The organism is Pseudomonas sp. TE3644 (assembly GCF_056278815.1).
Window position 1 is genome coordinate 3,931,184 of the sequence record NZ_JBWBQF010000001.1, and the last position, 24,858, is coordinate 3,956,041.

General features: G+C 63.7%; 24 protein-coding genes. 12 read left to right on the plus strand and 12 right to left on the minus strand.

Annotated features, from left to right (window positions below; all coding sequences use genetic code 11):
- Positions 1 to 2: 2 nt before the first annotated feature.
- A complete protein-coding gene (locus ACZ9GA_RS17250) occupies positions 3 to 509 on the plus strand; it encodes a sigma factor-like helix-turn-helix DNA-binding protein (protein ID WP_457361545.1) in 507 nt (168 codons plus the stop codon).
- Positions 510 to 568: 59 nt separating this feature from the next.
- Positions 569 to 1,714, plus strand: coding sequence for a M14 family metallopeptidase (locus tag ACZ9GA_RS17255; protein WP_457361544.1), 1,146 nt, complete (start codon positions 569 to 571; stop codon positions 1,712 to 1,714).
- Positions 1,715 to 1,827: 113 nt separating this feature from the next.
- Here the strand turns inward: ACZ9GA_RS17255 and ACZ9GA_RS17260 are convergent, their stop codons facing one another.
- Positions 1,828 to 2,370 (minus strand): cytochrome b, encoded by a 543-nt coding sequence (locus ACZ9GA_RS17260; RefSeq protein ID WP_457361543.1) that lies wholly within the window; start codon positions 2,368 to 2,370, stop codon positions 1,828 to 1,830.
- A complete protein-coding gene (locus ACZ9GA_RS17265; protein ID WP_457361542.1) occupies positions 2,367 to 3,446 on the minus strand; it encodes a catalase family peroxidase in 1,080 nt (359 codons plus the stop codon). Before ACZ9GA_RS17265 ends, ACZ9GA_RS17260 begins: the two co-directional genes overlap by 4 nt.
- Positions 3,447 to 3,745: 299 nt before the next feature.
- On the opposite strand from ACZ9GA_RS17265, the gene ACZ9GA_RS17270 reads away from it, so the two are divergent.
- Together ACZ9GA_RS17270 and ACZ9GA_RS17275 are read left to right on the plus strand one after the other, a co-directional pair.
- Positions 3,746 to 4,252: a sigma-70 family RNA polymerase sigma factor gene (locus ACZ9GA_RS17270; RefSeq protein WP_457361541.1), complete on the plus strand. Its 507-nt coding sequence runs from the start codon at positions 3,746 to 3,748 to the stop codon at positions 4,250 to 4,252.
- On the plus strand, positions 4,249 to 4,980 hold the full coding sequence (locus ACZ9GA_RS17275) for an anti-sigma factor family protein (RefSeq protein ID WP_457361540.1): 732 nt from the start codon (positions 4,249 to 4,251) through the stop codon (positions 4,978 to 4,980). Before ACZ9GA_RS17270 ends, ACZ9GA_RS17275 begins: the two co-directional genes overlap by 4 nt.
- Positions 4,981 to 6,024: 1,044 nt before the next feature.
- Here the strand turns inward: ACZ9GA_RS17275 and ACZ9GA_RS17280 are convergent.
- The 7 genes from ACZ9GA_RS17280 to ACZ9GA_RS17310 all read right to left on the minus strand — a co-directional run bounded on the left by ACZ9GA_RS17280 (position 6,025) and on the right by ACZ9GA_RS17310 (position 12,229).
- On the minus strand, positions 6,025 to 6,993 hold the full coding sequence (locus tag ACZ9GA_RS17280) for a Csu type fimbrial protein (RefSeq protein ID WP_457361539.1): 969 nt from the start codon (positions 6,991 to 6,993) through the stop codon (positions 6,025 to 6,027).
- Positions 6,990 to 9,230, minus strand: a complete 2,241-nt coding sequence (locus ACZ9GA_RS17285) for a fimbria/pilus outer membrane usher protein (protein ID WP_457361538.1) — start codon at positions 9,228 to 9,230, stop codon at positions 6,990 to 6,992. Before ACZ9GA_RS17285 ends, ACZ9GA_RS17280 begins: the two co-directional genes overlap by 4 nt.
- A gap of 143 nt (positions 9,231 to 9,373) precedes the next feature.
- Positions 9,374 to 10,138: a fimbrial biogenesis chaperone gene (locus tag ACZ9GA_RS17290; protein WP_457361537.1), complete on the minus strand. Its 765-nt coding sequence runs from the start codon at positions 10,136 to 10,138 to the stop codon at positions 9,374 to 9,376.
- A gap of 38 nt (positions 10,139 to 10,176) precedes the next feature.
- A complete protein-coding gene (locus tag ACZ9GA_RS17295; protein WP_027978194.1) occupies positions 10,177 to 10,668 on the minus strand; it encodes a Csu type fimbrial protein in 492 nt (163 codons plus the stop codon).
- Positions 10,669 to 10,670: 2 nt separating this feature from the next.
- A complete protein-coding gene (locus ACZ9GA_RS17300; RefSeq protein WP_457361536.1) occupies positions 10,671 to 11,219 on the minus strand; it encodes a Csu type fimbrial protein in 549 nt (182 codons plus the stop codon).
- Positions 11,220 to 11,234: 15 nt separating this feature from the next.
- Positions 11,235 to 11,711, minus strand: a complete 477-nt coding sequence (locus tag ACZ9GA_RS17305; protein WP_457363701.1) for a Csu type fimbrial protein — start codon at positions 11,709 to 11,711, stop codon at positions 11,235 to 11,237.
- A gap of 32 nt (positions 11,712 to 11,743) precedes the next feature.
- The gene (locus tag ACZ9GA_RS17310; RefSeq protein WP_457363700.1) at positions 11,744 to 12,229 is read right to left on the minus strand and encodes a Csu type fimbrial protein; all 486 of its coding nucleotides are present in this window, start codon (positions 12,227 to 12,229) and stop codon (positions 11,744 to 11,746) included.
- Positions 12,230 to 12,568: 339 nt separating this feature from the next.
- On the opposite strand from ACZ9GA_RS17310, the gene ACZ9GA_RS17315 reads away from it, so the two are divergent.
- From ACZ9GA_RS17315 to ACZ9GA_RS17335, 5 genes are all read left to right on the plus strand, one after another.
- Positions 12,569 to 14,590, plus strand: coding sequence for a methyl-accepting chemotaxis protein (locus tag ACZ9GA_RS17315; protein ID WP_476226472.1), 2,022 nt, complete (start codon positions 12,569 to 12,571; stop codon positions 14,588 to 14,590).
- Between the two features lie 266 nt (positions 14,591 to 14,856).
- Positions 14,857 to 15,309 (plus strand): hypothetical protein, encoded by a 453-nt coding sequence (locus ACZ9GA_RS17320; RefSeq protein WP_457361535.1) that lies wholly within the window; start codon positions 14,857 to 14,859, stop codon positions 15,307 to 15,309.
- Entirely contained in the window at positions 15,296 to 15,925 is a 630-nt protein-coding gene (locus tag ACZ9GA_RS17325; RefSeq protein WP_457361534.1) for a hypothetical protein, read from the plus strand. Before ACZ9GA_RS17320 ends, ACZ9GA_RS17325 begins: the two co-directional genes overlap by 14 nt.
- 217 nt (positions 15,926 to 16,142) lie before the next feature.
- Positions 16,143 to 17,240: a cell division protein ZapE gene (gene zapE / locus ACZ9GA_RS17330; protein WP_457361533.1), complete on the plus strand. Its 1,098-nt coding sequence runs from the start codon at positions 16,143 to 16,145 to the stop codon at positions 17,238 to 17,240.
- A 139-nt stretch (positions 17,241 to 17,379) separates the two neighbouring features.
- A complete protein-coding gene (locus ACZ9GA_RS17335) occupies positions 17,380 to 17,856 on the plus strand; it encodes a P-loop nucleotide/nucleoside kinase family protein (protein WP_457361532.1) in 477 nt (158 codons plus the stop codon).
- Here the strand turns inward: ACZ9GA_RS17335 and ACZ9GA_RS17340 are convergent.
- A complete protein-coding gene (locus ACZ9GA_RS17340; protein ID WP_457361531.1) occupies positions 17,842 to 19,719 on the minus strand; it encodes an AMP-binding protein in 1,878 nt (625 codons plus the stop codon). The two genes, ACZ9GA_RS17335 and ACZ9GA_RS17340, sit on opposite strands and share 15 nt — an antisense overlap.
- Positions 19,720 to 19,807: 88 nt before the next feature.
- On the opposite strand from ACZ9GA_RS17340, the gene ACZ9GA_RS17345 reads away from it, so the two are divergent.
- The gene (locus tag ACZ9GA_RS17345; RefSeq protein WP_457361530.1) at positions 19,808 to 21,094 is read left to right on the plus strand and encodes a leucine-rich repeat-containing protein kinase family protein; all 1,287 of its coding nucleotides are present in this window, start codon (positions 19,808 to 19,810) and stop codon (positions 21,092 to 21,094) included.
- 103 nt (positions 21,095 to 21,197) lie between these two features.
- Here ACZ9GA_RS17345 and ACZ9GA_RS17350 read toward each other — a convergent pair whose 3' ends face one another.
- Together ACZ9GA_RS17350 and ACZ9GA_RS17355 are read right to left on the minus strand one after the other, a co-directional pair.
- Positions 21,198 to 21,905, minus strand: a complete 708-nt coding sequence (locus ACZ9GA_RS17350) for a YebC/PmpR family DNA-binding transcriptional regulator (protein WP_455923108.1) — start codon at positions 21,903 to 21,905, stop codon at positions 21,198 to 21,200.
- Positions 21,906 to 22,026: 121 nt separating this feature from the next.
- Positions 22,027 to 22,584, minus strand: a complete 558-nt coding sequence (locus ACZ9GA_RS17355) for an NADPH-dependent FMN reductase (RefSeq protein WP_457361529.1) — start codon at positions 22,582 to 22,584, stop codon at positions 22,027 to 22,029.
- A gap of 175 nt (positions 22,585 to 22,759) precedes the next feature.
- Between ACZ9GA_RS17355 and ACZ9GA_RS17360 the strand changes: the two genes are divergently transcribed.
- A complete protein-coding gene (locus ACZ9GA_RS17360; RefSeq protein WP_457361528.1) occupies positions 22,760 to 22,978 on the plus strand; it encodes a hypothetical protein in 219 nt (72 codons plus the stop codon).
- Between the two features lie 93 nt (positions 22,979 to 23,071).
- Positions 23,072 to 23,959: a LysR family transcriptional regulator gene (locus ACZ9GA_RS17365; protein WP_457361527.1), complete on the plus strand. Its 888-nt coding sequence runs from the start codon at positions 23,072 to 23,074 to the stop codon at positions 23,957 to 23,959.
- Positions 23,960 to 24,858: the final 899 nt, after the last annotated feature.

Sequence of the window (24,858 nt, forward strand, 5' to 3'; positions counted from 1 at the left end):
CGATGACTCATCTGCTCTCGCCTCTGCACAATCTTTTCCAGCACCAGCCGGTCGATCAAGGCCAGGACGCACTTTACCTGCGCCTGAAAAAACTGCCGCGCCGCGTGCAGCAGGTGTTCCTGCTCAGCCGCCTGGATGACCTGCCCTACCCGGCCATCGCCCTGCACCTGGACATCAGCCAGGCGCAGGTGGAAAAGGCCATGCTGCAAGTGCTGGAACAATGCCGCAGCCAGGTCGGCAGCCAGGCGGCCAGCGCCTGGTACGTCAAGCTGCAGAACCCGCAAACCACCGCGAGTGAACGCATCGATTTCCGCCGCTGGCTGGACGCCGACGCCACGCACCTGCAGGCCTTCCACGGCACCGAGCTGCGCTGGCGGCAATTGCTGCCGGCCGCGCGCCACCTGGGCCTGGGCGACTGGCACCAGCAGCGCCGTGGTCACGGCGGGCTGGGTTGGGCGATGGCAGTGCTGGGCGCGCTGCTGATCGGCGGGCTGGCCGCCTGGATCTGACGCATCGGGGCTGAGGGTGTAGAGTACTGGCCGTACCAGACTCTAATAAGGAAGCGAACATGGCCGAGGCCCCCCTGACCTTCAGCGCCGATTTCGACAGCGGCAATATTCAGGTGATCGACGCCAGCGATGCCACTCAGGCTCGCCTGGCGATACGCGCCGATACCCGCAGCGACCATTTCCAATGGTTTCATTTCAAGGTCGACGGCCTGGTGCCCGGGCAGGTTCATGGCTTTAGCCTGACCAACGCCGGGCAGTCGTCGTACCGCAATGCCTGGGCTGGCTACAACGTGGTTGCCTCCTACGACCACGTCACCTGGTTCCGCGTGCCCAGCCAGTTCGACGGCCAGGCCCTGAACTTCAGCTTCGAACCCGAGCAGCCCCAGGCCTGGTTCGCCTATTTCGAACCCTACAGCCGCGAGCGGCACGACTGGCTGATCAACCAGGCCATCACCCACGCAGGCCTGCAACTGCTGGCCGTGGGCAAGAGCGTCGAGGGTCGCGACCTGCAATTGCTGCGCAAGGGCGATGGCGCCGCCAGCAAGAAAAAGGTCTGGTTGATTGCCCAGCAGCACCCTGGCGAGCACATGGCCGAATGGTTCATGGAAGGCATCATCGAGCGCCTGAAGAACAACGATGACGCCGAGCTCAACGCCCTGCTGGCCGAAGCCGACCTGTACCTGATCCCGCACATGAACCCCGACGGCGCGTTCCACGGCCACCTGCGCACCAACGCCATGGGCAAGGACCTCAATCGGGCCTGGCAGGACGCCAGCGCCGAGTTCAGCCCCGAAGTGTTCTTTGCCCTGCAGCAGATGCAGAAATTCGGCGTGGACCTGTTCATCGATGCGCATGGTGACGAGGAAATCCCCCACGTATTCACCGCGGCCTGCGAAGGCAACCCGCAGTACACCCCGCGCATTGCCGGGTTGGAGCAGCGTTTCCGCGACCTGCTGTGCGAGCAGACCGCAGACTTCCAGCAGGTGCACGGCTACACCCGCGACGAACCGGGCCAGGCCAACATGACCCTGGCCTGCAACGCCGTGGGCGCGCGGTTCGACTGCCTGTCGCTGACCCTGGAGATGCCGTTCAAGGATCATGACGACAACCCGGATGCCGTCACCGGCTGGTCGGGCAAGCGCTCGGCGCAGTTGGGCAAGGATGTGCTGAGCGTGATCGGCAAGCTGGTGCACGAGCTGCGCTGACACCCCGTAGCCGCTGCCGCCAGGCTGCGCTGGCCCGTATTGCAAACCCGGCTTCCTCGGGTGTACTTGAGGGCCAGCGCAGCCTGACGGCAGCGGCTACGAAGCCAGCGACCCTAAGGCTTATCGCCCGATGTCATGCTCTGCAACACCCCATCGCGCCGTATCCAGCCGTGATACAGCGCCGCCCCCAAGTGCGCCAGCACCGTCACAAACAGCAGATACGCCAACAGCCCATGGGCCTTGCGCAGCAGCGCATAGGTGTGCGGCTCAGCCGGCAGAATCGGCGGCAGGTGCAACGAAGCGCCCAGCATCACCGGGTCTCCGGCTGCCGAAATCATCGCCCAGCCCACCAGCGGCAGCAGGAACATCAAGGCATACAGCAACCAGTGCGACAGCTTGGCCGCCAGTTTCTGGATGGCGGGCAAATCCGCCGGCAGCGGCGGCTGGCGGGTGCACCAGCGCACCAGTAGCCGCACAATCACCAACGCCAGAATCGCAATACCCAGCGGCTTGTGCAGGTGCAGCAACCACTCATGCCGCTCGGACACGCTGCTGACCATGCCCACGCCGATAAACAGCATGGCAATCAGCATGATCGCCATCAACCAGTGCAACACCCGGGCAGCCGGGGCGAAATGTTCAGGACGGGCTTTCATGGCTTGGCCTCCCCGGCAGGCGCGCTGGCGCTGAGTTGATCGACTTCCGAAGTACGGCGCAGGTAGGAGCTGGCGTAGGCCGCCGAGCGCGCTGCCAGCAGCGGATCGTTGGAGGCTTCGATGCCACTGGGCAAGATAGTGGGGTCGTAATTGATGTCACGGCACTGGCCGGTGATCTGCGGCTGCATGCGTTCAACCACCAGGGTACCGGCGTCGACCGTCTTGCGTCCGGCGGGCCAGGCCTTGCTGGCGTCGTCCACGGGGTCACCGGGTTCGGCCAGGGTCATGCGCAGGGTCCAGCGCAACGGGCCACCGGCCAGGCGCTGGGCCAGGTCGGTCTGCAGGAAGTCGGCACCGGCGTCGGCGCCTGCCGGTGTGCTGTCGGTCGCCTCGGGCACCACGGCCCAGCGCACGGCCTGGCGCTGGCCGTCGGCGTTGCTCAGGTAGAAGGCATTGATGCTGTTGTAGGTCTCGGTGGCGTAGCTGGCCGAGGGCTTGGCGCCCTTGACCCAGGCCAGGAATGGGCCGGTCTCGGGGTGCGAGGCGAAGAAGGCCGGCATGGCATCGGGCTTGGGCTTGCCGGTGGCCGGGTCCGGCGTGCCGGCCTTGAGCATGGCGTAGAACGCCTGGGGGGTGCCCACCGGGAACACCGGCATGCTGTTCATGCCAGTGCGCCATTGCTGGCCGTTGGCGAGGCTGAAGCGCAGGGCAAAACTGCGCAGCGGCACGCCGGTGTCCGGTGTATAGGGGCTGCCGCTGGGCAAGGCAAAGCGCCCCACCACCGGCGTGCGACCTTGGGCAAACACCGGGCTGCTGGACAGCCCCTGCAACTGCCCGTTGCCTTCAAAGTAGCCGATCACGCACACGCCCTTGGCGTGGTTGCGCCGGTAACCGGGGTGCACGCCGTTGTTGGTCTGCAGGGCGTTGACCAGGTCGCGCGGCTTGAGGCGGTCAGGGTCAAGGCGGCCGCTGACGTACGCGAAAGCGGCCACGGCCACGGCCAGGATGACGCCGATGCCCAGCAGGCGCACGGCCTTGTCGAACAGGGTCAAAGGTGGGGGCGTTGGGTCAGGCATGAGCGACTCCGAATAGGTGGGGTGCTATGAGACGAAACCCAGCGCGTTTTATTCCCACTGCGCTGCGGAATAAATTGAGGTTAGGTGCCGTGGAATAAAACGCCGCGTCATTCGTCTTGCTAGCCTCTGTACGAAATGCATCCCAGCTCGCCCATGCTGCGTTGAAAACAGGCTCGGAATGCTCATTTACAACCCGTAAACTCCGCTTCCTCGCCTGTTTTCGCCTTGCCTGGCCTTCGCTGGAATACATTTCATACAGAGCCTAGTCTTGAGACAGCGCCCCCTGCTGCAGGCCTTACATGAACGACTTCGATGAACAACTGCGTCCCCTGCTGCCGCGCCTGCGACGCTTCGCCCTGTCGCTGACCCGCGACCCCAGCAGCGCTGACGATTTGGTGCAAAGCTGCCTGGAAAAAGCCCTGAGCCGGCGAGGCGACAAGCACGCCGAGGGCGAGCTGCGCGCCTGGCTGTTTCAGATTCTGTACCGCCAGTTTGTCGACAACCACCGGCGCAGCCGCCGCTATGCACGCCTGCTGGAGTTTTTCACCGGTCGCGAAGATCATCAGCCCTCGGTGGAGCGCACGGTCATGGCCCAGTCAGCCTTGCAAGGCTTTGATCGCCTCACGGATGAACAACGCGCACTGCTGCACGCCGTGGCGGTCGAAGGCCTGAGCTACAAGGACGCGGCCACCGTGCTGCAAGTGCCCATCGGCACGGTCATGTCGCGCCTGTCCCGTGCGCGCCAGGCCTTGCGCCTGCTCACCGAAGGCGAGATTCATCGCCCTGCCCTGCGGATATTGAAATGATCACTCTGCCCCCCACCGAACACGACCTGCATGCCTACGTGGACCTGCGCCTGGACCCCGCCGACCGCCAACGCCTGGAAACCTGGCTGGCCAGCCACCCGGAGGTGGCCCGCGAGGTCAAGGGCTGGCAGCACGATGCGCGCCTGCTGCGCTCGGTACTGGGCAGCGCGCCGCTGGCTGACAACCCGGCGCTGGACCCGGCCAACCTGCGCCAGCGCCGCCGCCATCGCTACCAGCAACACTTCGCCCGCGCTGCCGTGCTGGTGCTGGCCGTGGGCCTGGGTGGCCTGGGCGGCTGGCAAGCCCATCAGGCGCGCCACCCGGCCGTCGCGCCCATGAGCGATGCCCTGCAGGCTTACCGCCTGTTTGCTGAAAAAGATGTGATGCCGGCCGACTTCAAGGTCAGCGACGTTGACACCTTGCAGCCATGGCTGGACCGCTACTTCAGCAACGCCAAACGCCTGCCCGACCTCAGTGGCGCAGGCTTCAAGGCCGTGGGCGCCCGCCTGCTGAGCACCGACCAGGGGCCTGCGGCCATGGTGCTGTACCAGGATGCTGCGGGCGCCAAGGTCACCTTCTACATCCGCCCACCTGGGCCCAACAACAACCTGCTGCCGCGCGGTACGCGGCGTGAAGGGCAGTTGCAGGCCGACTACTGGTCGGGGCCGGGGTACAACTACGCCATGGTGGCGCCCATCACCATTGCCCCGAAAATGCAGAATCTGTAGCCGCTGCCGCCAGGCTGCGCTGGCCCTCAGTCCCGCTGAAAATCTGCCGTGTTCATACCGGCCAGCGCAGCCTGTCGGCAGCGGCTACAGTTGGAAACGGTTGAGTGATTGACTCTAAGATCATGTGGGTTGAAAATACGATTTGAGGACTGCAATTGCGCATCTCTGGGCATGGGCTCCAGTAACGCCCCCCCAGAATTCTGGCAGCAGAGATACTGGCACTCTCTGAAGTAGTGACGATGAGTCTTCTCATCGGATCCTGACCCCACGGTCGATTACGACCAGGAGCTAAAGAATCGCTGCGACTACTCCTCTCAAATCCAAAAGCGTCCCTCGGGACGCTTTTTTTATGCCTGACCGGATGCCCTCGAGATTCGGCCAACCAAAGTGCCGTCCAATCGCCGCTTCGGATACCAGGTAACCACGTAATAGCCAAACCCTCGCCGCTCATGTCGAGGCTCCAATACCAGGGAGCCCGCTGGCGTTTTCATGACCGCCAACCGATGGTTGCCTTTCATCTCTCGAAACTCACAGAACAGGGGTGCCCCCACCACGATCATCCGAGAAACATGTGCGGCAACGCCTTCAATGCTGGTGCATCCGTACCGTTTGAGGTCCGAGCAATGAGCCTCCCAGATGTGTCGCACACCATAGCCGCGGTTTTCTGCCCGGTGCACACCCACGCGTAGATAAATTTCCCCACCCGGCAGCGCGAAACTCGGCATGTCTGGCACCGTTCCGAAACTAAGCATTCCAGCGGGATGAGGGACCAAGGCATTTTCTTTGAGGCTTAACAGTTCAGACAAATGAAGGCCCATCGACAGGTGGGGTAAAACACTTCTTAGAGGCGTCTGATTGTGTCATGCCTAAAAGCGGAACAGCCCGTTTACCCAGTTCCAACACCCTGTTTTTGATGGTAATTATGTAAACCTATTTGTCGAATAATACGTAGCCGCTGCCGCCAGGCTGCGCTGGCCCTCAGCCCCGCTGAAAATCTGCCGGGTTCATACCGGCCAGCGCAGCCTGTCGGCAGCGGCTACAGCGCTAGAACGCCACATCCACCGTCACATTGTCCACATACGCCCCCACCGGCGGCGTAACCTGGTCGGTGTACACCTTGCCGTTGAAATTGAACACCTGGCTGCCCGTGCCCGTGCCATTGCCGGGGTTCACCTCGGCGTCGCTGCTGTTGCGCCGCGCTGCGCCGGTGTTGCCCCAGCGCACGCTGCCGGCGCTTTTGAACAGGTCGTAGGCCAGGTAATTGGTACCGGACAGCATGCGCCGCCGCCCACCGGCGCTGATCGGTTGGCCGCCATCGCTCAGGCCCACCGTGTAGGCACTGCCCAGGGTGCAGGACACGCTGACCGTGCTGTTGACCGTACCAAAGCCAATCACCAGCGGCGCGCTGCCGAAGTTGATGCTGGGGGCGGTGATCTGGCAGTCGTTGGTGACTTGCAGGTTGACCACCATGTTCATCGAGCCGGAACCAATGTCGCGCCCCAGGCAGATGGCGCCAATGCCGATGCCTGAACAGTAGTTCCAGCTCCAGGCCAGGGTCAGTGTCTCGGTATAAAGGCCGGCGGGCACGTTGCTGCCGACGATGGTCTGCAAGTACAACGGTACGGATTTGGGCGTTGAGCCGGCCAGCAGGCCCAACAGGTCAATCAGCGAATTGCGGGCGAAATCGAATTGGGCGCCACGGGCGATCGGGTAGCTGGTGCTGTTGTTGGCGTACAGCGTGTAGCCGATCACCGGCCCGCTGCCGCCGACCTGCAAACCGGTTTGGTTGGAGCTGACGGTGAGGTAAAAATGATCGCCGCTGCCCAGCAGCGACAGCAGCGAGCCCGTGCAGGTCAGTGCCGCGTTGTTGGTGGAGGTCGATTGCACCGTGGTGCGCACCAGCACCGAACTGACCTGGCCAAAGGTGGGCGCCGCAGGCGTGGTCACCGAACACGCCGCTTTGGCGCCGCTGGCGCACAACAGCGCCAGCACAGCGGCCAGGCAGGCTTTCATTGGCACACCAACGGCCCGAGCAAGGGCACATCGCCCTGCTGATGGATGTCCAGATCGAACTGCACCTGGCATTGACCGCCATCGGCCAGGGACACGGTAAGCCGGTTGTGTGCCTGCAGGTTCTCCAGATACACCAGTCCATCCCAGCCCACCACCGTGCGGCTGCCGCTGTGCTCATCGACCACGGTGCTGCCCAGCGCCAGGTGCTGTTGCCCGGCATCGACCAGCACCAGGCTGGCCGCCACCACGGGCACAAGCGGGAACTCGACCAGATACCCGCTGCCACGACGCACCGCCACGCGCTGCTCCACCGACGCACTGCGCACATTGGCCGGCAGGTTCAGCGGGTCGATCTCGTATTTGCCGCGGTAATAGCCGCTGGTCCAGGGCACCAGCAGATGGCCGCCACGGTCGGTGCTGCCTACCCGCTGGTTTTCATATTGCACCGGCACGCCGGCAAAGCCATCGGTGCTCACCAGCACGAAGGCATCGTCGATGCGATTGGCCGCAAACACCCCGCCGTCCATCCACACCAGCGATCCACTGGCGTCCGCCCATCGCGTGGTCTGCTCGCTGGTGCCATAAGCGCCCGCTTGCAGTTGCACCGATTGCAGGCGCCAGGTCAGGTCGGCCTGACGATAGGTCTGCTGATCGCCCCTTGAATAACCCAGGTTGTAGCCCAGCCCGCCTTCGGTGGGTACGGCGTGGCTGTAGTTGACCCGCTGCTGCGTCTGGCCCTGCTGGTTACGCTCCATCCCAAGGCTGAGGTTGCCACGCAGGTCGATGGGGATGACCACCTGGGCCTGCACCGCCCAGCTGCTGGCACCGATCTCGTGGTTGGCCGACAGGTAGACACTGCTGCTGCCCCACAGCGATTTGCTCCAGGTCAGGTTGAGCAGGCGGGTGCGGGAATCGTCACCGGCGCGTACGTCGAAAAAACCGGCGCCCAGGCTGCCGTAGCGCTCCAGATTCAGGCTGAGCGTGACCTGCTGGCTGCGCTGGCTCATGCGCGTGTAGGGTGCGTCCACCAGGGTCAGGTCGGCGTAGTCGTCACGGCGTTGCAGGCGCTGATAGTTGAAGCTCAGCCGTGGGCTGTTGTACTGGTAGCCCAGGCTGTATTGCTGGCCACTGAGACCATCGAAGCGGCTCTGGCTGATCGCGCTGTTGAGCACGCCCAGATTGCCCAGTCGCAGGTTGCCGCCCACGCCGCCCAGGGTCAGGGACTGCGCCGCCTCGGCGTGCGCTTCCAGGGTGAAAATGTCGCTGAGGCCGTAGCGCACACTGCCCGTTGACGCCCCCGGCCCGTAGGCGAAATCCTTCAGGCCGTAGTCGCGGCGCACGCTGCCCGCCGCCACCGAAAAATCCATCAGGCCCTTCTGCAATAACGTGCTGGTGACGTAGAACGGCAAGGTGGTGGACACCTGCCGGCCCAGCGCATCGGTGGTCACCACAACCGCCTCCCCGGCACCGTTGATGTAAGGGATGTTGGTCAGGGTGTAAGGCCCCGGCTGCAACTCGGCGCTGGTGCTTTTGTAGCCGTTGATGAACAGATCCACCGAGGACGGCACCGCCGCCTCCCCGGCAAACGCTGGCAGCGGGTAGGTGACCAGGTCGGGGCGCACGGAGAAATCGCGCGACAGCTGTACCCCGCCCAGGCGCACTGAATTGCTCCAGGGCAGCGAGCCGCTGACCAGGTCGCCGGCCTCCACGGTCAGCAGGCGCTCATCATCGCTGTAGCGCCACGTGGTGTCATAACGGCGGAAGCGGCTGGTATTGGCGTAGGCATCGCCCGACAGGCTTTCGCGAAACTGCCCGGTGCTCGACAGCGTGCCCCAGGTATCGAATACCCGCAGTTCGTTGTAGGCCGCCAGGTAGCGGCCCTGTTGATCGGTATCGTTGAGGTACAGGTCATAGTTGAGCAAGGCGCCGAAACTGCTCATGGCCTGGGTGCGCGGGTAGGCCTGGCTGCTGCCGATGCGCTGGGCCGGCAGCCAGTCGGGCGGCACGTCCAGCAGCAGGCGCTGGGCCTGGCTGTCGTAGTCGCTGTGCAGGCCCTGCACCTGTTCCAGCGCCACCTCCGGCCCCGTAATGCCAGGCAGTTTCAAGCCAGCTGCCTGCAAGTCGGCCAGGGGCAGGTACAACTGCCCGGCGCGCTGCTGCACCTGCACCACGCGGCCGGTGCTCATGCGGTTGACCACCAGCTCAAGGTACAAGGCTGCATCGGGCACGGCCTCCATGCCGCTGGGCGGCGGCGGTAATTCCCCTGCAAGGCACGCGAAGGGATAAAGCAGCCAGCCCAAACCCAGCCAGGTGCGTGTCGGGTGCGCTCCTGCGCCAGTCCGAATAAAGATGGACGACCTCCGCTGTCAAACGCACGCACTCAGTGTGCAGGCGCCAAGCTCTGGGGCTTGTCGCTGCCATTGACCCGGCCCTGCAACACCGACACCTGGGCGGCGGGCTCGGGCAACGGCCAGCGCATGCTGGCGCCCGGTAGCACATAGCCCAGCAACCCTTCACCCAACGGGCGATTCTGGCTGCCCTGCTGCACCGCCACATCGGTCAGCCGCGCGTGCACCGGGCCCTGGTTGCGGATCTCGACGAACTGCTTGCCGTCCTCGCTCACCTTGCGCCAGCTGAGCGCCGGGGTGCCCGCGCCCTTGGGGTCGCGCTCGCGGCTGGGGTCGGGCTTGCTCCACAACCCCGCGCCATAAGCGAACAACGGCACCGAATAGCGCATCTGGAAACGAATGGCCGCCGCAGTCTTGCCCTGCGCGTCGCCCGGCGGCTGCGCGGCGGGAATTTCGTCGATGATGATGCGGTAGGCCATCTCCTGGCCCGGCGGGATTTCCCGGGTGCGGGTCAGGCGCACCAGTTGCTTCTGCCCAGGCTCGATGTGCGCCACCGGCGGGCTGCCGATCACGTCGCGCTGGTTCTGGTACTGATCATCAAAGCCGGTCTGGCTCCAGCCAAACACGCGAATCTGCAGGTTGGCCGCTTCCGTGCCGCGGTTCTCCAGCCACAGCGCGCTGGCCTGTTGATCGGCTTCCAGCACCGGGTCGATCGGCCAGATCAACACCGAACTGGCCGCCTGCACCGTCAACGGCAACACCATCGCACACACCGCACTCCCCCACCGACGCCACATACACGCACTCCACAGGCAAAAATCGACGGCTGCCCCGCTTACCAGGACAACTCCACTTGCAAGACATCGCTGTAGCTGCCCGCCGGCACGTTGCCCGGCAGGCTCAACCGGCCGTAGATCGGCAGGCTGATGTTGGTTGAATTGCTGTAGGCCACGGTCACCGTCTGGCCGATGCCCAGGCTCTGGCTGTAGGCCGCGTCGCGGAACAGCTGGTAGGCCACCAGCGAGCTGCCGGCCTTGAGGTTGCGCGAGGCGCCGCTGTTCTGGCCGCCGTCCACCTTCATGTTCAGGGTGACCCCCGGCGTGCACTGCAAGGTCACGCCATTGCCCGGCAGCGCCGCCGATGCCGTGCTGGTCGACAAGGCCGACCAAGTACCAAAATTCAGGGTGCCGTAATTGCTGCCCCCGCCCACCACCAGGCAGCCGCTGCTGACCGTGGCATTGACCTGGAAAATGCTGGAGGTGGCGGCGTCCAGCGGCCAGGGGGCCGCCAGTGCCAGCGCCGCCAGCACAGCCGCTGCCGTACGCACGGCTAGAACGTCAGTTCGACGGCGACCGTGTCCGTGTAAGTGCCCGCCGGCAGCCCCGCCACCCCGATCGCCCGGCCGTACAGGTTGACCGTCTGCGCCACGCCGGTGCTGGTGGCCAGGCTGATGGTGCCGTCGATGGCCAGCAGGTTGGCGAAGCCGGTGTCGGTGAAGAAGTCATACGGCACGAAATGCCCGGCGCCGTCGGCCAGCGCCCGGGCGCCGCCGGTAGCCTGCCCGTCATGGCTGCCGGCGCGCACTTTGACCACCGGCACCGTGCCCGCCGAGCAGAGGATCGACATGGCCCCGCCGCCGCCACCCAGCACCTGGCTGCTGGCCTGGGTGAACAGGCTGCTGGTGGTGCCGAAGTTCAGGCTACCGAAGTTGATGTTGGTGCTGCCCGCCACGCCGTTGACCAGGCAACTGCTGGTCAGCACCAGGCTGGCGGTGACCTGGCCGGTCACGGTGGTGGCGGCCTGTGCCGATGGGGTCAGCGCCGCCAGCAAGGCCAGGGCGGGCAACATGAGGGCCGTACGTGATGCCTGTGCGTGCATGATTCACTCCTTGTGTTACCAGTCCAAAGTCACTCGCAGGGTGTCGCTGTAGGTGCCGGCCGGCAGTGCGCTGGTGTTGGCTACCACGGCGCCGAAAATCGGGATGGGGATCTGCCCGCCACTGCTGACGGCGAACGTTTTTTGCTCGCCGATGCTGTAGCGCTCGGTGCCTGCGGCGTTCTGATACAGCTGATAGGGGATGGTGCGGCTGCCGTTGCTCAAGCGCCGCGTGGTGCCATCGCCGTTGGCGCCGCCGTCAATGGTCACGCTGAAGCCGGTCACCGAAGGGTTGCAGGCCACCTGCAACGCGTTGCTGTCGTTGCTGACACTGGCGCCGATGGGCGCGGTCCAGGTGGGGCCCTGGTCGCCGAAGTCCAGGGTGCCGACCTGCCCGCTGGGCAACGTGCTGCCGGCGCTGTTGACCTGGCAGCCGGCGGTGATCACCAGGCTGGCCTGGATCTGGCCGGTCATGGCCGCCATCGCGTCGTCCATCCACAACGCGGCCAGCACGATCCATAGCCACTTCACCAGGTCACCGTCACTTTTAGCAAATCGGTGTATTGACCGGCCCTGGGGACTTGGGCCAGCGGCTCGATGCGCGCATACAGCGGCAGTTCGATGGTACCGGTGGCCGGTACGCGGCCGCTCAGGGGCTGATTGACCACAAAGGGCACGCGGCGCGCCGGGTCACTGTAAATTCGATAAGGGATGAGGTTGGCGCCCTCGGCGGCCAGGTAGCGCACATCACCCACGCCGCCATGCTGGCCGCCGTCCACCTGCACCTGATAGGCGGTGTCGGGGTTGCACTCCAGGCGTGGCAAGCGGCTACCTGGCAGTTGCGCCGACAATGGGCCCGCCGGATCGTCCAAGCGCGCCGCGCTGCCGAAATCGAGCACGCCCAGTTGCTGCGGACCGGCGTCTCGGGTCTGGCCCAGCAACACGCAGCCATGCTGCACGTTGACGCGCACCTGTACCTGCAGTTCCGTGGCCAGTGTCGCCCCACTCAGCATCAGGCTGATCAGGGCGGCGATCGCTTGTCCCTTCACGTCCTCAGTCCTTTCGAGGTGTTCATCCGTGAATTGCAGGCTAGCATTCGAGACGGAAGTTGCCACTTTGGTCAGCATATTGATACGTGCGCACACCTTGAGCAGCCAGCATTCCAACCCTTTTCGTATCAGAGCTGATGCGTGACTTGCGCGTGACCATTAACGTCATGATCAGCCAAATGAAACGATTCAGCCGCCGCCTGTCATACCTTGGTACTGCTCCCATCAAGTCCGGGCCGAACAGGTCGATGCACTGATCAGGCGTACCTTCTTAAACCTGCCGCCCCCAAGGTCCCGAACCCGATGAACCCTTTCCGAATTTTCCGCCAGGCCGCATCGACTACCCTTGGGACGGCCACCGTGCTGAGCACCTTCAGCGCGCTGAGCCAAAACCTGCAGGGGGTGCACCTTGTGCCTACCTTCATCGCCGGTTTCGTCTCGCCGCACCTGGACCTGGACGCCGTGGCGCGGCAGCTGCGTCAGCGCTTCCCCCAGGCCACCCTGAGCCTGTGCACCACCTCAGGCGAGCTGTGCAGCGCGGGGGACAGCCTGTACTGCAGCGCCCAGGGCAACTGGGATCGCATCGTGCTGCAACTGTTCGACGCCAGCGTCATCGCCGGCGCGGAACTGGTCAGCGTGCCGCTGCTCAGCGAAGACATCCGTGGCAGCGGCAAGCGCCTGCCCATGCGCGAACGCATCGACAAGCTGGTGGGCGAACTCAAGCGCACCCGCCTGAACATGCCCATCGACAGCCGCGACACCCTGGCCTACGTGCTGTTCGACGGCCTGTCGGCATCCGAATCGTTCTTCATGGAAGCGTTGTACGAGTCGGGGCGTTTCCCCTGCCTGTTCGTGGGTGGCTCGGCCGGCGGCAAGGACGACTTCCAGAAAACCCTGCTGCACGACGGCCAGCGCAGCTACCAGAACCATGCGCAGATCGTGTTTCTCAAATGCGCGCCGCAGGTGCGGTTCGGCGTGTTCAAGAGCCAGAATTTCGAGCCCACGCAGCTGTCGTTCAGCGTGCTGACCGCCTCGTTGGAAGAACGCTTTATCCACCAGGTGTTCGATGCCGCCGGCAATATCAAGACCATGGTCCAAGCCCTGTGCGACGCCTTCAAATGCGCCCCCGCGCAACTGGAGAAATACCTGGCCGAATACTCGTTTGCCATCCGCGTGGGCGAGGAACTGTTCGTGCGCTCCATCGCCCGCATCGACTACGCCCGCGAGACCGTGCACCTGTTCTGCGACGTGGCGCCGGGCGAAGAACTGGTGATGGTCAAGCGCACCTCTTTGCGCGATGCCACCCAGCGTGATTTCCAGCGTTTCCTGCAGGGCAAGGGCGGCCAGCCGCTGGTGGGCCTGCTCAACGACTGCATCCTGCGCCGCGCCAACAACGCCGGCAAACTGGGGGAAATGACCGGCGTGTTCGGCAACGTGCCCGTGGCCGGTTTCTCCACCTTCGGTGAAATCCTGGGCCTGAACCTCAACCAGACCCTGACGGCCATCTTCTTTTTCAAAGTGGCCAAGGGCGCCCGCTTCAGCGACGACTACATCGACCGTTTCGCCAGCCACTACGGCGAATTCAAGGCCTTCTTCCTGCGCCGCCAGATCCAGAAACTGGCCGGTTTGAACCGCGTGGTGGTCAAGCAGATCGAAGCATTCAAGGACCACCACTACACCAGCACCCTCGACATCCAGGGCCTGGACGCCAACGTGCTGCCGGTGTTCAACGGCCTGGCCGACCTGGGCACCGTGCTGTCCCAGGCCACCCACCAGCAGGAAGAAATCGCCCGGCAGTTGCAGCACTATTCCAGTGAGCTGCACCTGTCCATGGACGACCTGGCCGGCACCATCGACCACCAGAACAGCGTCACCGCCCAGGCCGGCACCACCGTCAGCGGCCTGTCCAGCCACGCCGACGAGGTCGTCGGCAGCGCCCGCGACCTGGCGCAGTCGAGCCTGCGCATCCAGTCCATCGTCCAGGTCATCCAGCAAATCGCCGGGCAAACCAACCTGCTGGCCCTCAACGCCGCCATCGAAGCAGCGCGCGCCGGCGAAACAGGGCGTGGCTTTGCCGTGGTGGCCGACGAGGTGCGCAAACTGGCGGAAATCACCCGCAAAAATGCCGGCGAGATTGGCGTGGACATCGATGCGCTGTCGGGGGCGATTCAGAAGGTGGCGTCGCAGATCGAGGAGCAGTCCAGCTCGGTGGGTACGCTGAAGCAGCTGCTGGGGGACCTGGAGAATTCCAGCCGCATGACTGAGGGGACGTCGCAGCGCACCAAGAAGATTGCCGATACGCTGACGGGGTTGACGCAGTTGTAGCTGCTGCCGCCAGGCTGTGCTGGGCAGTATGAGCGCTGCAGATTTTCAGCGAGGCTGAGGGCCAGCGCAGCCTGGCGGCAGCGGCTACGGGGCCTGGCGCATCCCGTATCTCTACAGTAAGTTACACAAAGTGCAACTTACTGTAGAGATACGTAATACCGACGCTAGGGAAACAATTCCTACAAACATTTCAGACCCTGTCGGCATGGGTAATCAGAGCCATCAACGATACCCTTGTATCCTAGTCACCGAGACAGGATATCAACGTGAATCTCTTCGATAACCACTTTGAAACCATCGACATGCCGTTCGACAACGTGGAGTGGTGCAAGGAATGCAGACACTTCGAATTCAAGCGGCCTCACCCCCTCATCGTGTCCACCTGCTGCGTGCTTGTTGCACTGAGGAAATCCGACGGGGCGGCTTGCGTGGTCTGTAGTGAGCGGGCAGACAACTACGGCAGATCCATCACTCTTGGGGTAGCGGATATTCGTGATGCGGTGATCCGGGCACTTGACCTTCAGGGGCCACTGCTGTGGTTCGAACATTACCCCCACGGGACCGACACATGGATCGACAACTACACCGTCAATCAGGTGTTCTTCTGCCCTCAGGGACGCCCCGGCCACGATGCGCGGATTTCATGGCAGCGCGTGGCAACTATCTGCGGGCTGGCGCCTGAGCTACTCGCATGGGGGTATCACGATGAACTCGATTGAAACGCAGGCTCTCGCGCCCCTTGCGAAACTGGAATTGAAATGGCGAAAGGTGGCGACACGGCTGGCTGCCAAGGTCATGGCGGTACATTTCGATTCCGGCGCCGATGACGATCACGTCGTCGATGAATTTGTCATTCGACAGGCACTTCGCGAAGTACTGATTGACCTGCTCTCGACTTCATTTATCTCAGCCAAGGAAAAACGATACCCCAACAGCAGGCGCCGCATGGACCTTACCGTGGGGCCCGTGAACTGTCCAATCGACTTTGCCATTGAGCTCAAAGGCACAGGCGCCAGTGTCGAGCAGTTGGCAGAGGACTGGAACAAGATGCTCTTGTTTAACGATGCCACTCGCATCTCCATCCTCGCAGGTATCGTTTCGACTGCACGATTCAACTATCTGACCGCTGCACTTGGAAGGATGAATTTCGATCTGGGTGGCGGGGGAACGGTTCATCAAATCGCGCACGACTTTTTCAGGCTATCGTCTGACACGCTTGCGCTCCGGCCAGCAGACAAAATAACCCAGGTATCGGTGGTCTATATCTGGCATATCAGCAACGACGCGTCGCCATTACCCGTTGTGGGATACCACCTACTGCCGGTTTATTCCTAGCAGACCGTAGCCGCTGCCGCCAGGCTGCGCTGGGCAGTAGGAACCCTGTTGATCTTCAGCGAGGTTGAGGACCAGCGCAGCCTCTCGGCAGCGGCTACAGGGTGTCCGACAACCGCCCACCCCTTCCCCCCCCCCGCTAGCCCCCACCCCGCCCCATTTGCTTAAATACCCGCCACGGCCCACCGTGGGCCTTTCCGTTCTGCATGAGGAATGCCCCTTGGCCGCGTTACCGCCAAAGAAATCCTGGTTCAAGTCCCGCCTGGGCAACGCCCTGGGCCGTCGCCCTCTGGGCCGTGGGGCGCAGATTACCGAGTACTTCCAGCACAAGGCCCAGCAGCAGGGCTTCACCCTCAGCCACGGTCAGCAGCAGGTCATCGACACCATGGCCGAACGCGTGGAGCCGTTGCTGCAGGAAGAGGCGGCGCAACCGCGCAGTTTGTACCTGTACGGGTCGGTGGGGCGCGGCAAAAGCTGGCTGCTGGATGGTTTCTACCAGGCCATGCCGATGGCCCATAAGCGCCGTCTGCACTTTCACGACTTCTTCGCGCGCCTGCACGAAGGCATGTTCCGCAACCGCCTGCAGCCCGATGCGCTGGAGACCACGCTGGACGAACTGCTCAGCGACTGCCGGCTGCTGTGTTTCGACGAGTTCCACGTGCACGATATCGGCGACGCGATGCTGATCACACGCCTGTTCAAGGCGCTGGATGCCCGCGGGATTTTCCTGGTGGTGACATCCAACTATCCGCCCGAAGGCCTGCTGCCCAACCCGCTTTATCACGAGCGCTTTTTGCCGGTGATCCGCCTGATCAACGCGCAGATGCAGGTGATGGAAGTGGGTGGCGCGCAGGACTATCGCGAACTGCCCAGCGCCGCCAGCGAACAGCAGTTCACCCTGGGCCATTACGTATGGCCGGGCACCGCGCAGCAGCGCGAGGCGTTGAACCTGCCGGCCGGTGATCTGCCACCCTTTGCGCTGGCGGTGGGCAAGCGTGAGTTGCGCGCGCGCATGAGCCACGAACGCACCATTCACTTCACCTTCGATGACATCTGCGAACAGCCCACCGCGGTGATGGATTACCTGGACCTGAGCGGACGCTTCGACACCTGGATCATCGATCACCTGCCGTTGCTGGATGATTGCTCGATTGCCGTGCAACAGCGGTTCATCAACCTGATCGATGTGTTGTACGATCAGGACAAGCGCCTGATGCTGATCAGCGACCGGCCGCTGGCCGAAAGCCTGGCCGGCCAGGCCATTGACCTGGCGCGCACGCGCAGCCGGTTGGGGCAGCTTCAGGAGCATCACCTCTAACCCGCTGCATACCCAGACCGTAGCCGCTGCCGCTAGGCTGCGCTGGCCGGTGTAAACCCTGGAGATCTCCAGCCAGGCGCAGGGCCAGCGCAGCCTTCGGCAGCGGCTACGCGATTGCACTACTCACGGATGAATGCTGATGGCCACCCTGCACCTGCTCTGCGGCAAGATCGCTTCCGGTAAATCCACCCTGGCCACGCGCCTGGCCGAGGCGCCCAACACCGTGCGCCTGAGCGAGGACATCTGGCTGGCGCGTTTATACAAAGACCAGATGCACAGCGTCAGCGACTACGTACGCTGCGCCGCCCTGCTGCGCGACGCCATCGGCACCCACGTGCAACAGTTGCTGACACTGGGGATCAACGTGGTGCTGGACTTCCCCGCCAATACCCCTGCCAACCGTGATTGGATGCGCAGCCTGTTCCAGGCCGCAGGCGTCGACCATGTCATGCACGTGCTCAACGTGCCTGATGAGGTGTGCAAGGCCCGCCTTCGGGCACGCAACGCCGCTGGCGAGCATGCGTTTGCCGCCAGCGACGAGCAGTTCGAGCTGATCAGCCGTTACTTCAGCACGCCAACGGCGCAGGAAGGCTTCAACCTGTCAACGCACGTGTAGCACCTGGGCGATCTCGTCGAGGATGGCCGGGTCGTCCAGGGTCGACGGCGGCGCGAACACCTCGTGGTCGGCGATCTTGCGCAGCACCGCGCGCAGGATCTTGCCCGAGCGCGTCTTGGGCAGGCGCTTGACCACTTCCACCCGGCGCAGGCAAGCCAGCGCACCGATGTGCTCACGCACCTGGGCCACCAGCTCACCTTGCAATTGCGCCGCCTCGATACGAGCATCGTCCTTGACCACCACCAGCGCCAACGGTACCTGCCCCTTGATCTCGTCGTGCACGCCAAATACTGCACACTCGGCGACCGCCGGGTGGGCGGCCACCAGGTCTTCCATCTCGCCGGTGGACAGCCGGTGGCCAGCGACGTTAATCACATCGTCCGTGCGGCCCATGATGTAAACGAAGCCATCATCGTCCAGGTAGCCGCCATCCCCGGTTTGGTAATAACCGGGGTAAGTGCGCAGGTACGCTTGCAGATAACGCTCATGATCGCGCCACAAGGTCTGGCAGCAGCCAGGCGGCAATGGCAGGGCGATGACGATGTCGCCCTGCTGCCCGGCGCCCTGTGGCCGCCCCTCCTCGTCCATCACTCGCACGGCATAGCCGGGCACGGCACGGTTGCTGGAACCGGCGCGGGCGCCCGAGCCTTCAAGTTGGGCGCAGGGCGCGGTCACCGGCCACCCGGTCTCGGTCTGCCACCAGTGGTCGTGCACCGGTTTGCCGGTCATGTCCTGGAGCCAGGCGTGGGTGCTGGAGTCCAGCTTCTCGCCGGCCAGGTACAGGCAGCGCAGCGAACCCAGGTCATGGCGGCGCAACAGCACGCCGTCGGGGTCTTCCTTGCGGATCGCGCGCATGGCCGTGGGTGCGCAGAACAGCGCGTTCACCTTGTACTGCTCAATGATGCGCCAGTAGCTGCCGGCATCCGGCGTGCGCACCGGCTTGCCTTCATACATCACACTGGTACAACCGGCCATCAGCGGGCCGTAGACGATCAGCGAATGGCCCACCACCCAGCCGACATCGGAAATGCCCCACCATACATCCCCGGGTTGCATGCCGTAGACCTGCTCCAGGGCGAAGCGCATGGCCACCGCATGGCCGCCATTGTCACGCACGATACCCTTGGGCCGGCCGGTGGTGCCCGAGGTGTACATGATGTACAGGGCATCGCCGCTGGCCAGTTCCACCGGGGCCACCGGCTGGGCGTCGACCACCTCACGCTGCCAGTCCAGGTCGCGGCCCGGCACCAGGCTGGCGGCCAATTGCGGCCGCTGCCACACACCCACATGGGCCGGCTTATGCCGGGCCAGTTCCAGGGCCTTGTCCAGCAACGGCTTGTAGGGCACCACCCGATCGAACTCCAGCCCGCAACTGGCGGTGAGGATCAGCGCCGGCTGGGCATCGTCGATGCGCAGCGCCAGTTCGTTGGCGGCAAAACCGCCGAATACCACCGAATGCACCGCCCCCAACCGCGCGCAGGCCAGCATGGCCATGGCCGCCTGGGGGATCATCGGCAGGTACAGGATCACCCGGTCGCCCTTCTCCACCCCCAGGCTGCGCATCCAGCCGGCCAGCCGCGCCACTTCGTCGCGCAGTTGGCGGAAACTGAAACGCTGTTGGCTGCCGCTGACGGGCGAGTCATAGGCCAGCGCCGTCTGCTCGCCACGGTCCTGTTCTATCTGGTGATCAAGGGCCAGGTAACTGGTGTTCAGGCGGCCATCGGCAAACCATTCATGGGTGCCATCGGCCAGTGGGGTGAGGATCTGCGTGGGCGCGCGGTACCAGGCCACCCGGCGGGCCTGTTCGGCCCAGAACGCCGCCGGCTGCGCCAGCGACTGCTCGTAGCATGACTGATAGTTCATGAATCCTGTCCTGGATTGTTGTTATGGGACGGGCGAAACCTGAGTATGGCCGCTATGATGGGCATCGCGAATTTTCAAGATGAGCCCTATGGATACCCTTGCCCTGCTGAAGGCTGGCCAATTGGCCGGCAGCACCCGCTTGAACCTGGCCTGCGGCCTGACCGAGTTCCCCCGCGAGATCTTCGAGCTGGCCGACACCCTGGAGGTGCTGGACCTGACGGGCAACGCCCTGAGCAGCCTGCCCGAGGACTTGCATCGCCTGACGCGGCTGAAGATTCTGTTCTGCTCCAACAACCAATTCACCGAGCTGCCGGCCTGCATCGGCCAGTGCGCCAACCTGAGCATGGTGGGCTTCCGGGGTAACCGCATCGCGCAGGTACCGGCCGAGGCGCTGGGGCCCAAACTGCGCTGGCTGATCCTGACGGACAACTGCCTGCAGACGCTGCCGGACGCCATCGGCGACTGCCACCTGATGCAGAAATTCATGCTGTCGGGCAACCGCCTGAGCGCCCTGCCCGCCAGCATGGCCAAGCTGCACAGGCTGGAACTGCTGCGCCTGTCGGCCAACCGCCTCACCGCCCTGCCCGACTGGCTACTGACCCTGCCTAGCCTTGCCTGGCTGGCTTGGGCCGGCAACCCCATGACCGCGGACTTCACCACGCCCCATGACGAAGACGGCATCACTGCCAACATCGCCTGGGAACAGTTGCAGCTGGAGCAGAAGCTGGGCGAAGGGGCCTCGGGCGTCATTCACCAGGCCCAATGGGGCGACAAGCCGGTGGCGGTCAAGCTGTACAAGGGCGACATCACCAGCGACGGCACGCCGCTCAACGAGATGAACGCCTGCATTGCCGCCGGCCTGCACCCGAACCTGATCCGCATCGAGGGCAAGCTCAAGGATCATCCTCAGGGTGTGGCAGGGCTGGTAATGGACCTGATCGGTCCGGACTTCAGCAATCTGGCAGCGCTGCCAAGCCTGGACAGCTGCAGCCGTGACGTGTACGACAAAAACACGCGCTTCACGCCGCAGACCTTGCACATCATGGCCCGTGGCATGGCATCGGTGGCCGCGCATCTGCATCGTCATGGCATCAACCATGGCGACCTGTACGGGCACAACACGATGTACAACGCGCAGGGCGATTGCCTGCTGGGGGATTTCGGCGCGGCGTCGTTCTACCCGCTGGATGGCAGCCACGTGGCGGCGGCGCTGCAGCGCATTGAAGTGCGGGCGTTCGGAATCTGGCTGGGGGAATTGATCGAGCGGTGCGAGGGGGTGGAACAGCGTTGGGTTGAATTGCAGCAGGCGTGCGTACAGCCGGACGTGCTGGCGCGCCCGGACTTCAACGCGATCGCCCAGGCCCTGACACACTGACACCCCCCCTTGTGGGACTGGGCGAAGCTTGGGAAAAGTACACCGCGCAATCGGCGGCGTGGCCTTCCCGAGCTTCGCCCGGTCCCACAAAAGCAAAGCAGGATTAGCCTGCCAGGCCTACGTACACGTTCTGAACGTCGTCGTTCTCGTCGATGGCTTCCAGGAAGGCTTCGACTTCGGCCATGTGCTCATCGCTCAGGCCCGACACCGGGTTCTTCGGCATGTAGCCGATTTTCGCCGATACCACGGTAAAGCCCTGCTCTGGCAGGGCCTTGCACACGGCGTCCAGGTCGGCGAAGTCGGTGACGAACAGGGTCGAACCCTCTTCCTCGCCTGCTTCGAAATCCTGCGCGCCAGCTTCGATGGCCGCCATTTCCGGGTCAGCGTCGGCGCTGGCCGGGGTGGCTTCAATCATGCCCACGTGGTTGAAGTCCCACGATACCGAACCTTCGGCGCCCAGGGTGCCCTTGCGGAACAGCACGCGGATCTGCGAGACGGTACGGTTGACGTTGTCAGTCAGGCACTCGACGATCACCGGCACCTGGTGCGGGGCGAAGCCTTCGTATTTGACCAGGGTGTAGTGCACCGCGTCGCCGCCGATGCCCGCGCCTTTCTTGATGGCGCGCTCCAGGGTTTCGCGGGTCATGGAGGCTTTCTTGGCCTGCTCGATCACCAGGCGCAGGCGCGCGTTGGTGTCGGGGTCAGTACCGGCCCGCGCGGCAATCGAAATTTCCTTGGACAGCTTGCCGAAAATGCGCCCTTTGGCGTTGGCTGCTGCTTCTCTGTGTTTAGCTTTCCACTGTGCGCCCATTTCAACTCTCTTTCTCTGGCGCCGATACCGGTATCGATCAGCGCATCGCGCCAGTTTATACGCCAGCCACCATGCAGCACAGCCCCTGTGTTGTTGTAGCCGCTGCCGCCAGGCGACGTCGCTACGCTTTGTGGTACTGCTCCACCCACTTGGCGTAGGCATCGATAAAGCCCTGCAAAAACGGCTTGCTCTTCTCCGACAACGCCCCGCTGTCATCGAACAGCGACCCGGCATTGCCCAGATAGGCCTCCGGCTGCTGCAGGCACGGCACATCCAGGAACACCAGCGACTGACGCAAATGGTGGTTGGCGCCAAACCCGCCAATCGCCCCCGGCGACACACTGATCACCGCCCCCGGCTTGCCGCCCCAGGAGCTCTTGCCGTAAGGCCGCGAGCCCACGTCGATGGCGTTCTTGAGCGGCGCCGGCACCGAGCGGTTGTACTCGGGCGTGACAAACAGCACGGCATCCGACGAACCGAGCGCATTGCGGAAGGTGCTATAGGCCGCCGGTGGTGTACCATCAATGTCCTCGTTATAAAGCGGCAAGTCGCCAATTTCGAGGATCTTCAACGAAAGACTCGGCGGCGCCAGACTAATCAAGGCGTTGGCCACCTTGCGATTGATGGATGCTTTTCTCAAGCTGCCGACCAGAACGGCGACGGAGTACACCTTGCTCATGACTGCTCCAACATTTCCGCTAACAGGAGGTGTAGGTATAGATGAGCCTGGCGGGCTTTGCCGCGTTGTGTTCCGGGAGATGGTTTTTTTTCATCGACGGTAAAACTTCCCAGGTAAAACAGTGGTCTACAGGGCGCAAGTTTCACACGTGGATATATTCAGAGGTTGTAATTCAATGGCTGCAGTACTCGTTGGACAGTTTCATGCGCGGGATGCCGAAGGTCGGATCTACCCGGTGCATGAGTTCCAGGAAGCCACACTGGAGGCTGATGGCAGCGGCGGTTCGGCGCCCAAGGTCACCTATCGCCTGGCCATTGGCGATCGCGTCAACCACCTGGGCGAAGACCGCTTCGAGCTGGTGCAGAGCGGCGTCGAGATCGTGCGCATCCCTTGAGCTGCACCCGCGCCGCTGGCGGTGGGCGCGGATCGCCCGGCATAATGGCCGTTCGAGCATGCACGCTCCCCTCCCCGGGCACGGACTCCACTCATGCGACTACGCCACATTGAAGTGATTCAGGCGCTTATGCACGGTGGCAGCCTCAGCGCTGCCGCCGAATTGTTGCAACTCCCCCAGGACACCATCAGCGCCGCCTTGCAAGAGGCCGAGACCCAGAGCGGCCTGCTGCTGTTCGCCCGGGTGCGCGGGCGTCTGCAGCCCACGGATGAAGCGTTGGCGCTGGCCCATGGCCTGGACCAGCTGGACGGCCCGCTGGAACAGATTCGCCGCCTGGCGGCTGAATTGCGGCTGCATCAGGAAACGCCCTTGCGGGTGATCTGTACTGAAGCCCTGGCCCATCGTTTGCTACCGCAAAGCCTGGCCGCCCTACGTCGACGCTTCCAGGACACCCCCTGCCAGTTGCTCAGCCAGCCCACGGCGGCCATCGTCCGCAGCCTGTTGCTGCGTGAAGGTGAACTGGGGTTGAGCCTGCACCACCCCAATCATCCCGACATCGACTGCACGGCGCTGATCGAAGGCAAGCTGCAACTGCTGGCGCCCCATGGCTGGCTGTCGCCCAAGCATAAATACATCGGCATTCAGGAGCTGGCGGGCCAGGCGATGATTGGCCTGGAAGGCCAGGACCCGATCAGCCTGCGGTTGGATGCCAAGCTCGAAGCGCTGCGCCCGGCGCCCAAGGTGCAGATGCGGGTGCAGAATTACCAGATGATGCGCAGCATGGTGGAAGCCGGTGAAGGGTTGGCGGTGGTGGATCCGTTTACCGCGGCGGGTGCGCGCGAGGCGGGGCTGGATGTGTGCCCGATTTCGCCGGCGGTGCCGGTGACGCTCTATGCGTTGACACTGAAAGGCAGCGAGCCCAGCGCTGCGGCCAAGGCGCTGTTGGAAATCGTGACCCAAAAAGCCCAAGTCATCCTGTAGCCGCTGCCGCCAGGCTGCGCTGGCCCGCATGAATTCAGAAGATCTCCAGTGAGGCATAGGGCCAGCGCAGCCTACGGCAGCGGCTACGGATGGCGTTCGGGTTTGGGATAGAAGGGGGTGTTCAGAACATCAGATACCAGAACATCGCCACCTCACGGGTCTGCGGATCAATTATGCGTTGGTGCTGAAAGGCAGCGAGCCCAGCGCTCCGGCCAAGGCGCTGTTGGAAATCGTGACCCAAAAAGCCCAAGTCATCCTGTAGCCGCTGCCGCCAGGCTGCGCTGGCCCGCATGAATTCAGAAGATCTCCAGTGAGGCATAGGGCCAGCGCAGCCTACGGCAGCGGCTACGGATGGCGTTCGGGTTTGGGATAGAAGGGGGTGTTCAGAACATCAGATACCAGAACATCGCCACCTCACGGGTCTGCGGATCAATCATGCGTTGGTGCTGAAAGGCAGCGAGCCCAGCGCTGCTGCCAAGGCGCTGTTGGAAATCGTGACCCAAAAAGCCCAAGTCATCCTGTAGCCGCTGCCGCCAGGCTGCGCTGGCCCGCATGAATTCAGAAGATCTCCAGTGAGGCATAGGGCCAGCGCAGCCTACGGCAGCGGCTACGGATGGCGTTCGGGTTTGGGATAGAAGGTGGTGTTCAGAACATCAGATACCAGAACATCGCCACCTCACGGCTCTGCGGATCAATTATGCGTTGGTGCTGAAAGGCAGCGAGCCCAGCGCTCCGGCCAAGGCGCTGTTGGAAATCGTGACCCAAAAAGCCCAAGTCATCCTGTAGCCGCTGCCGCCAGGCTGCGCTGGCCCGCATGAACCCTCAAGATCTCCAGTGAGGCATAGGGCCAGCGCAGACTACGGCAGCGGCTACGGATGGCGTTCGGGTTTGGGATAGAA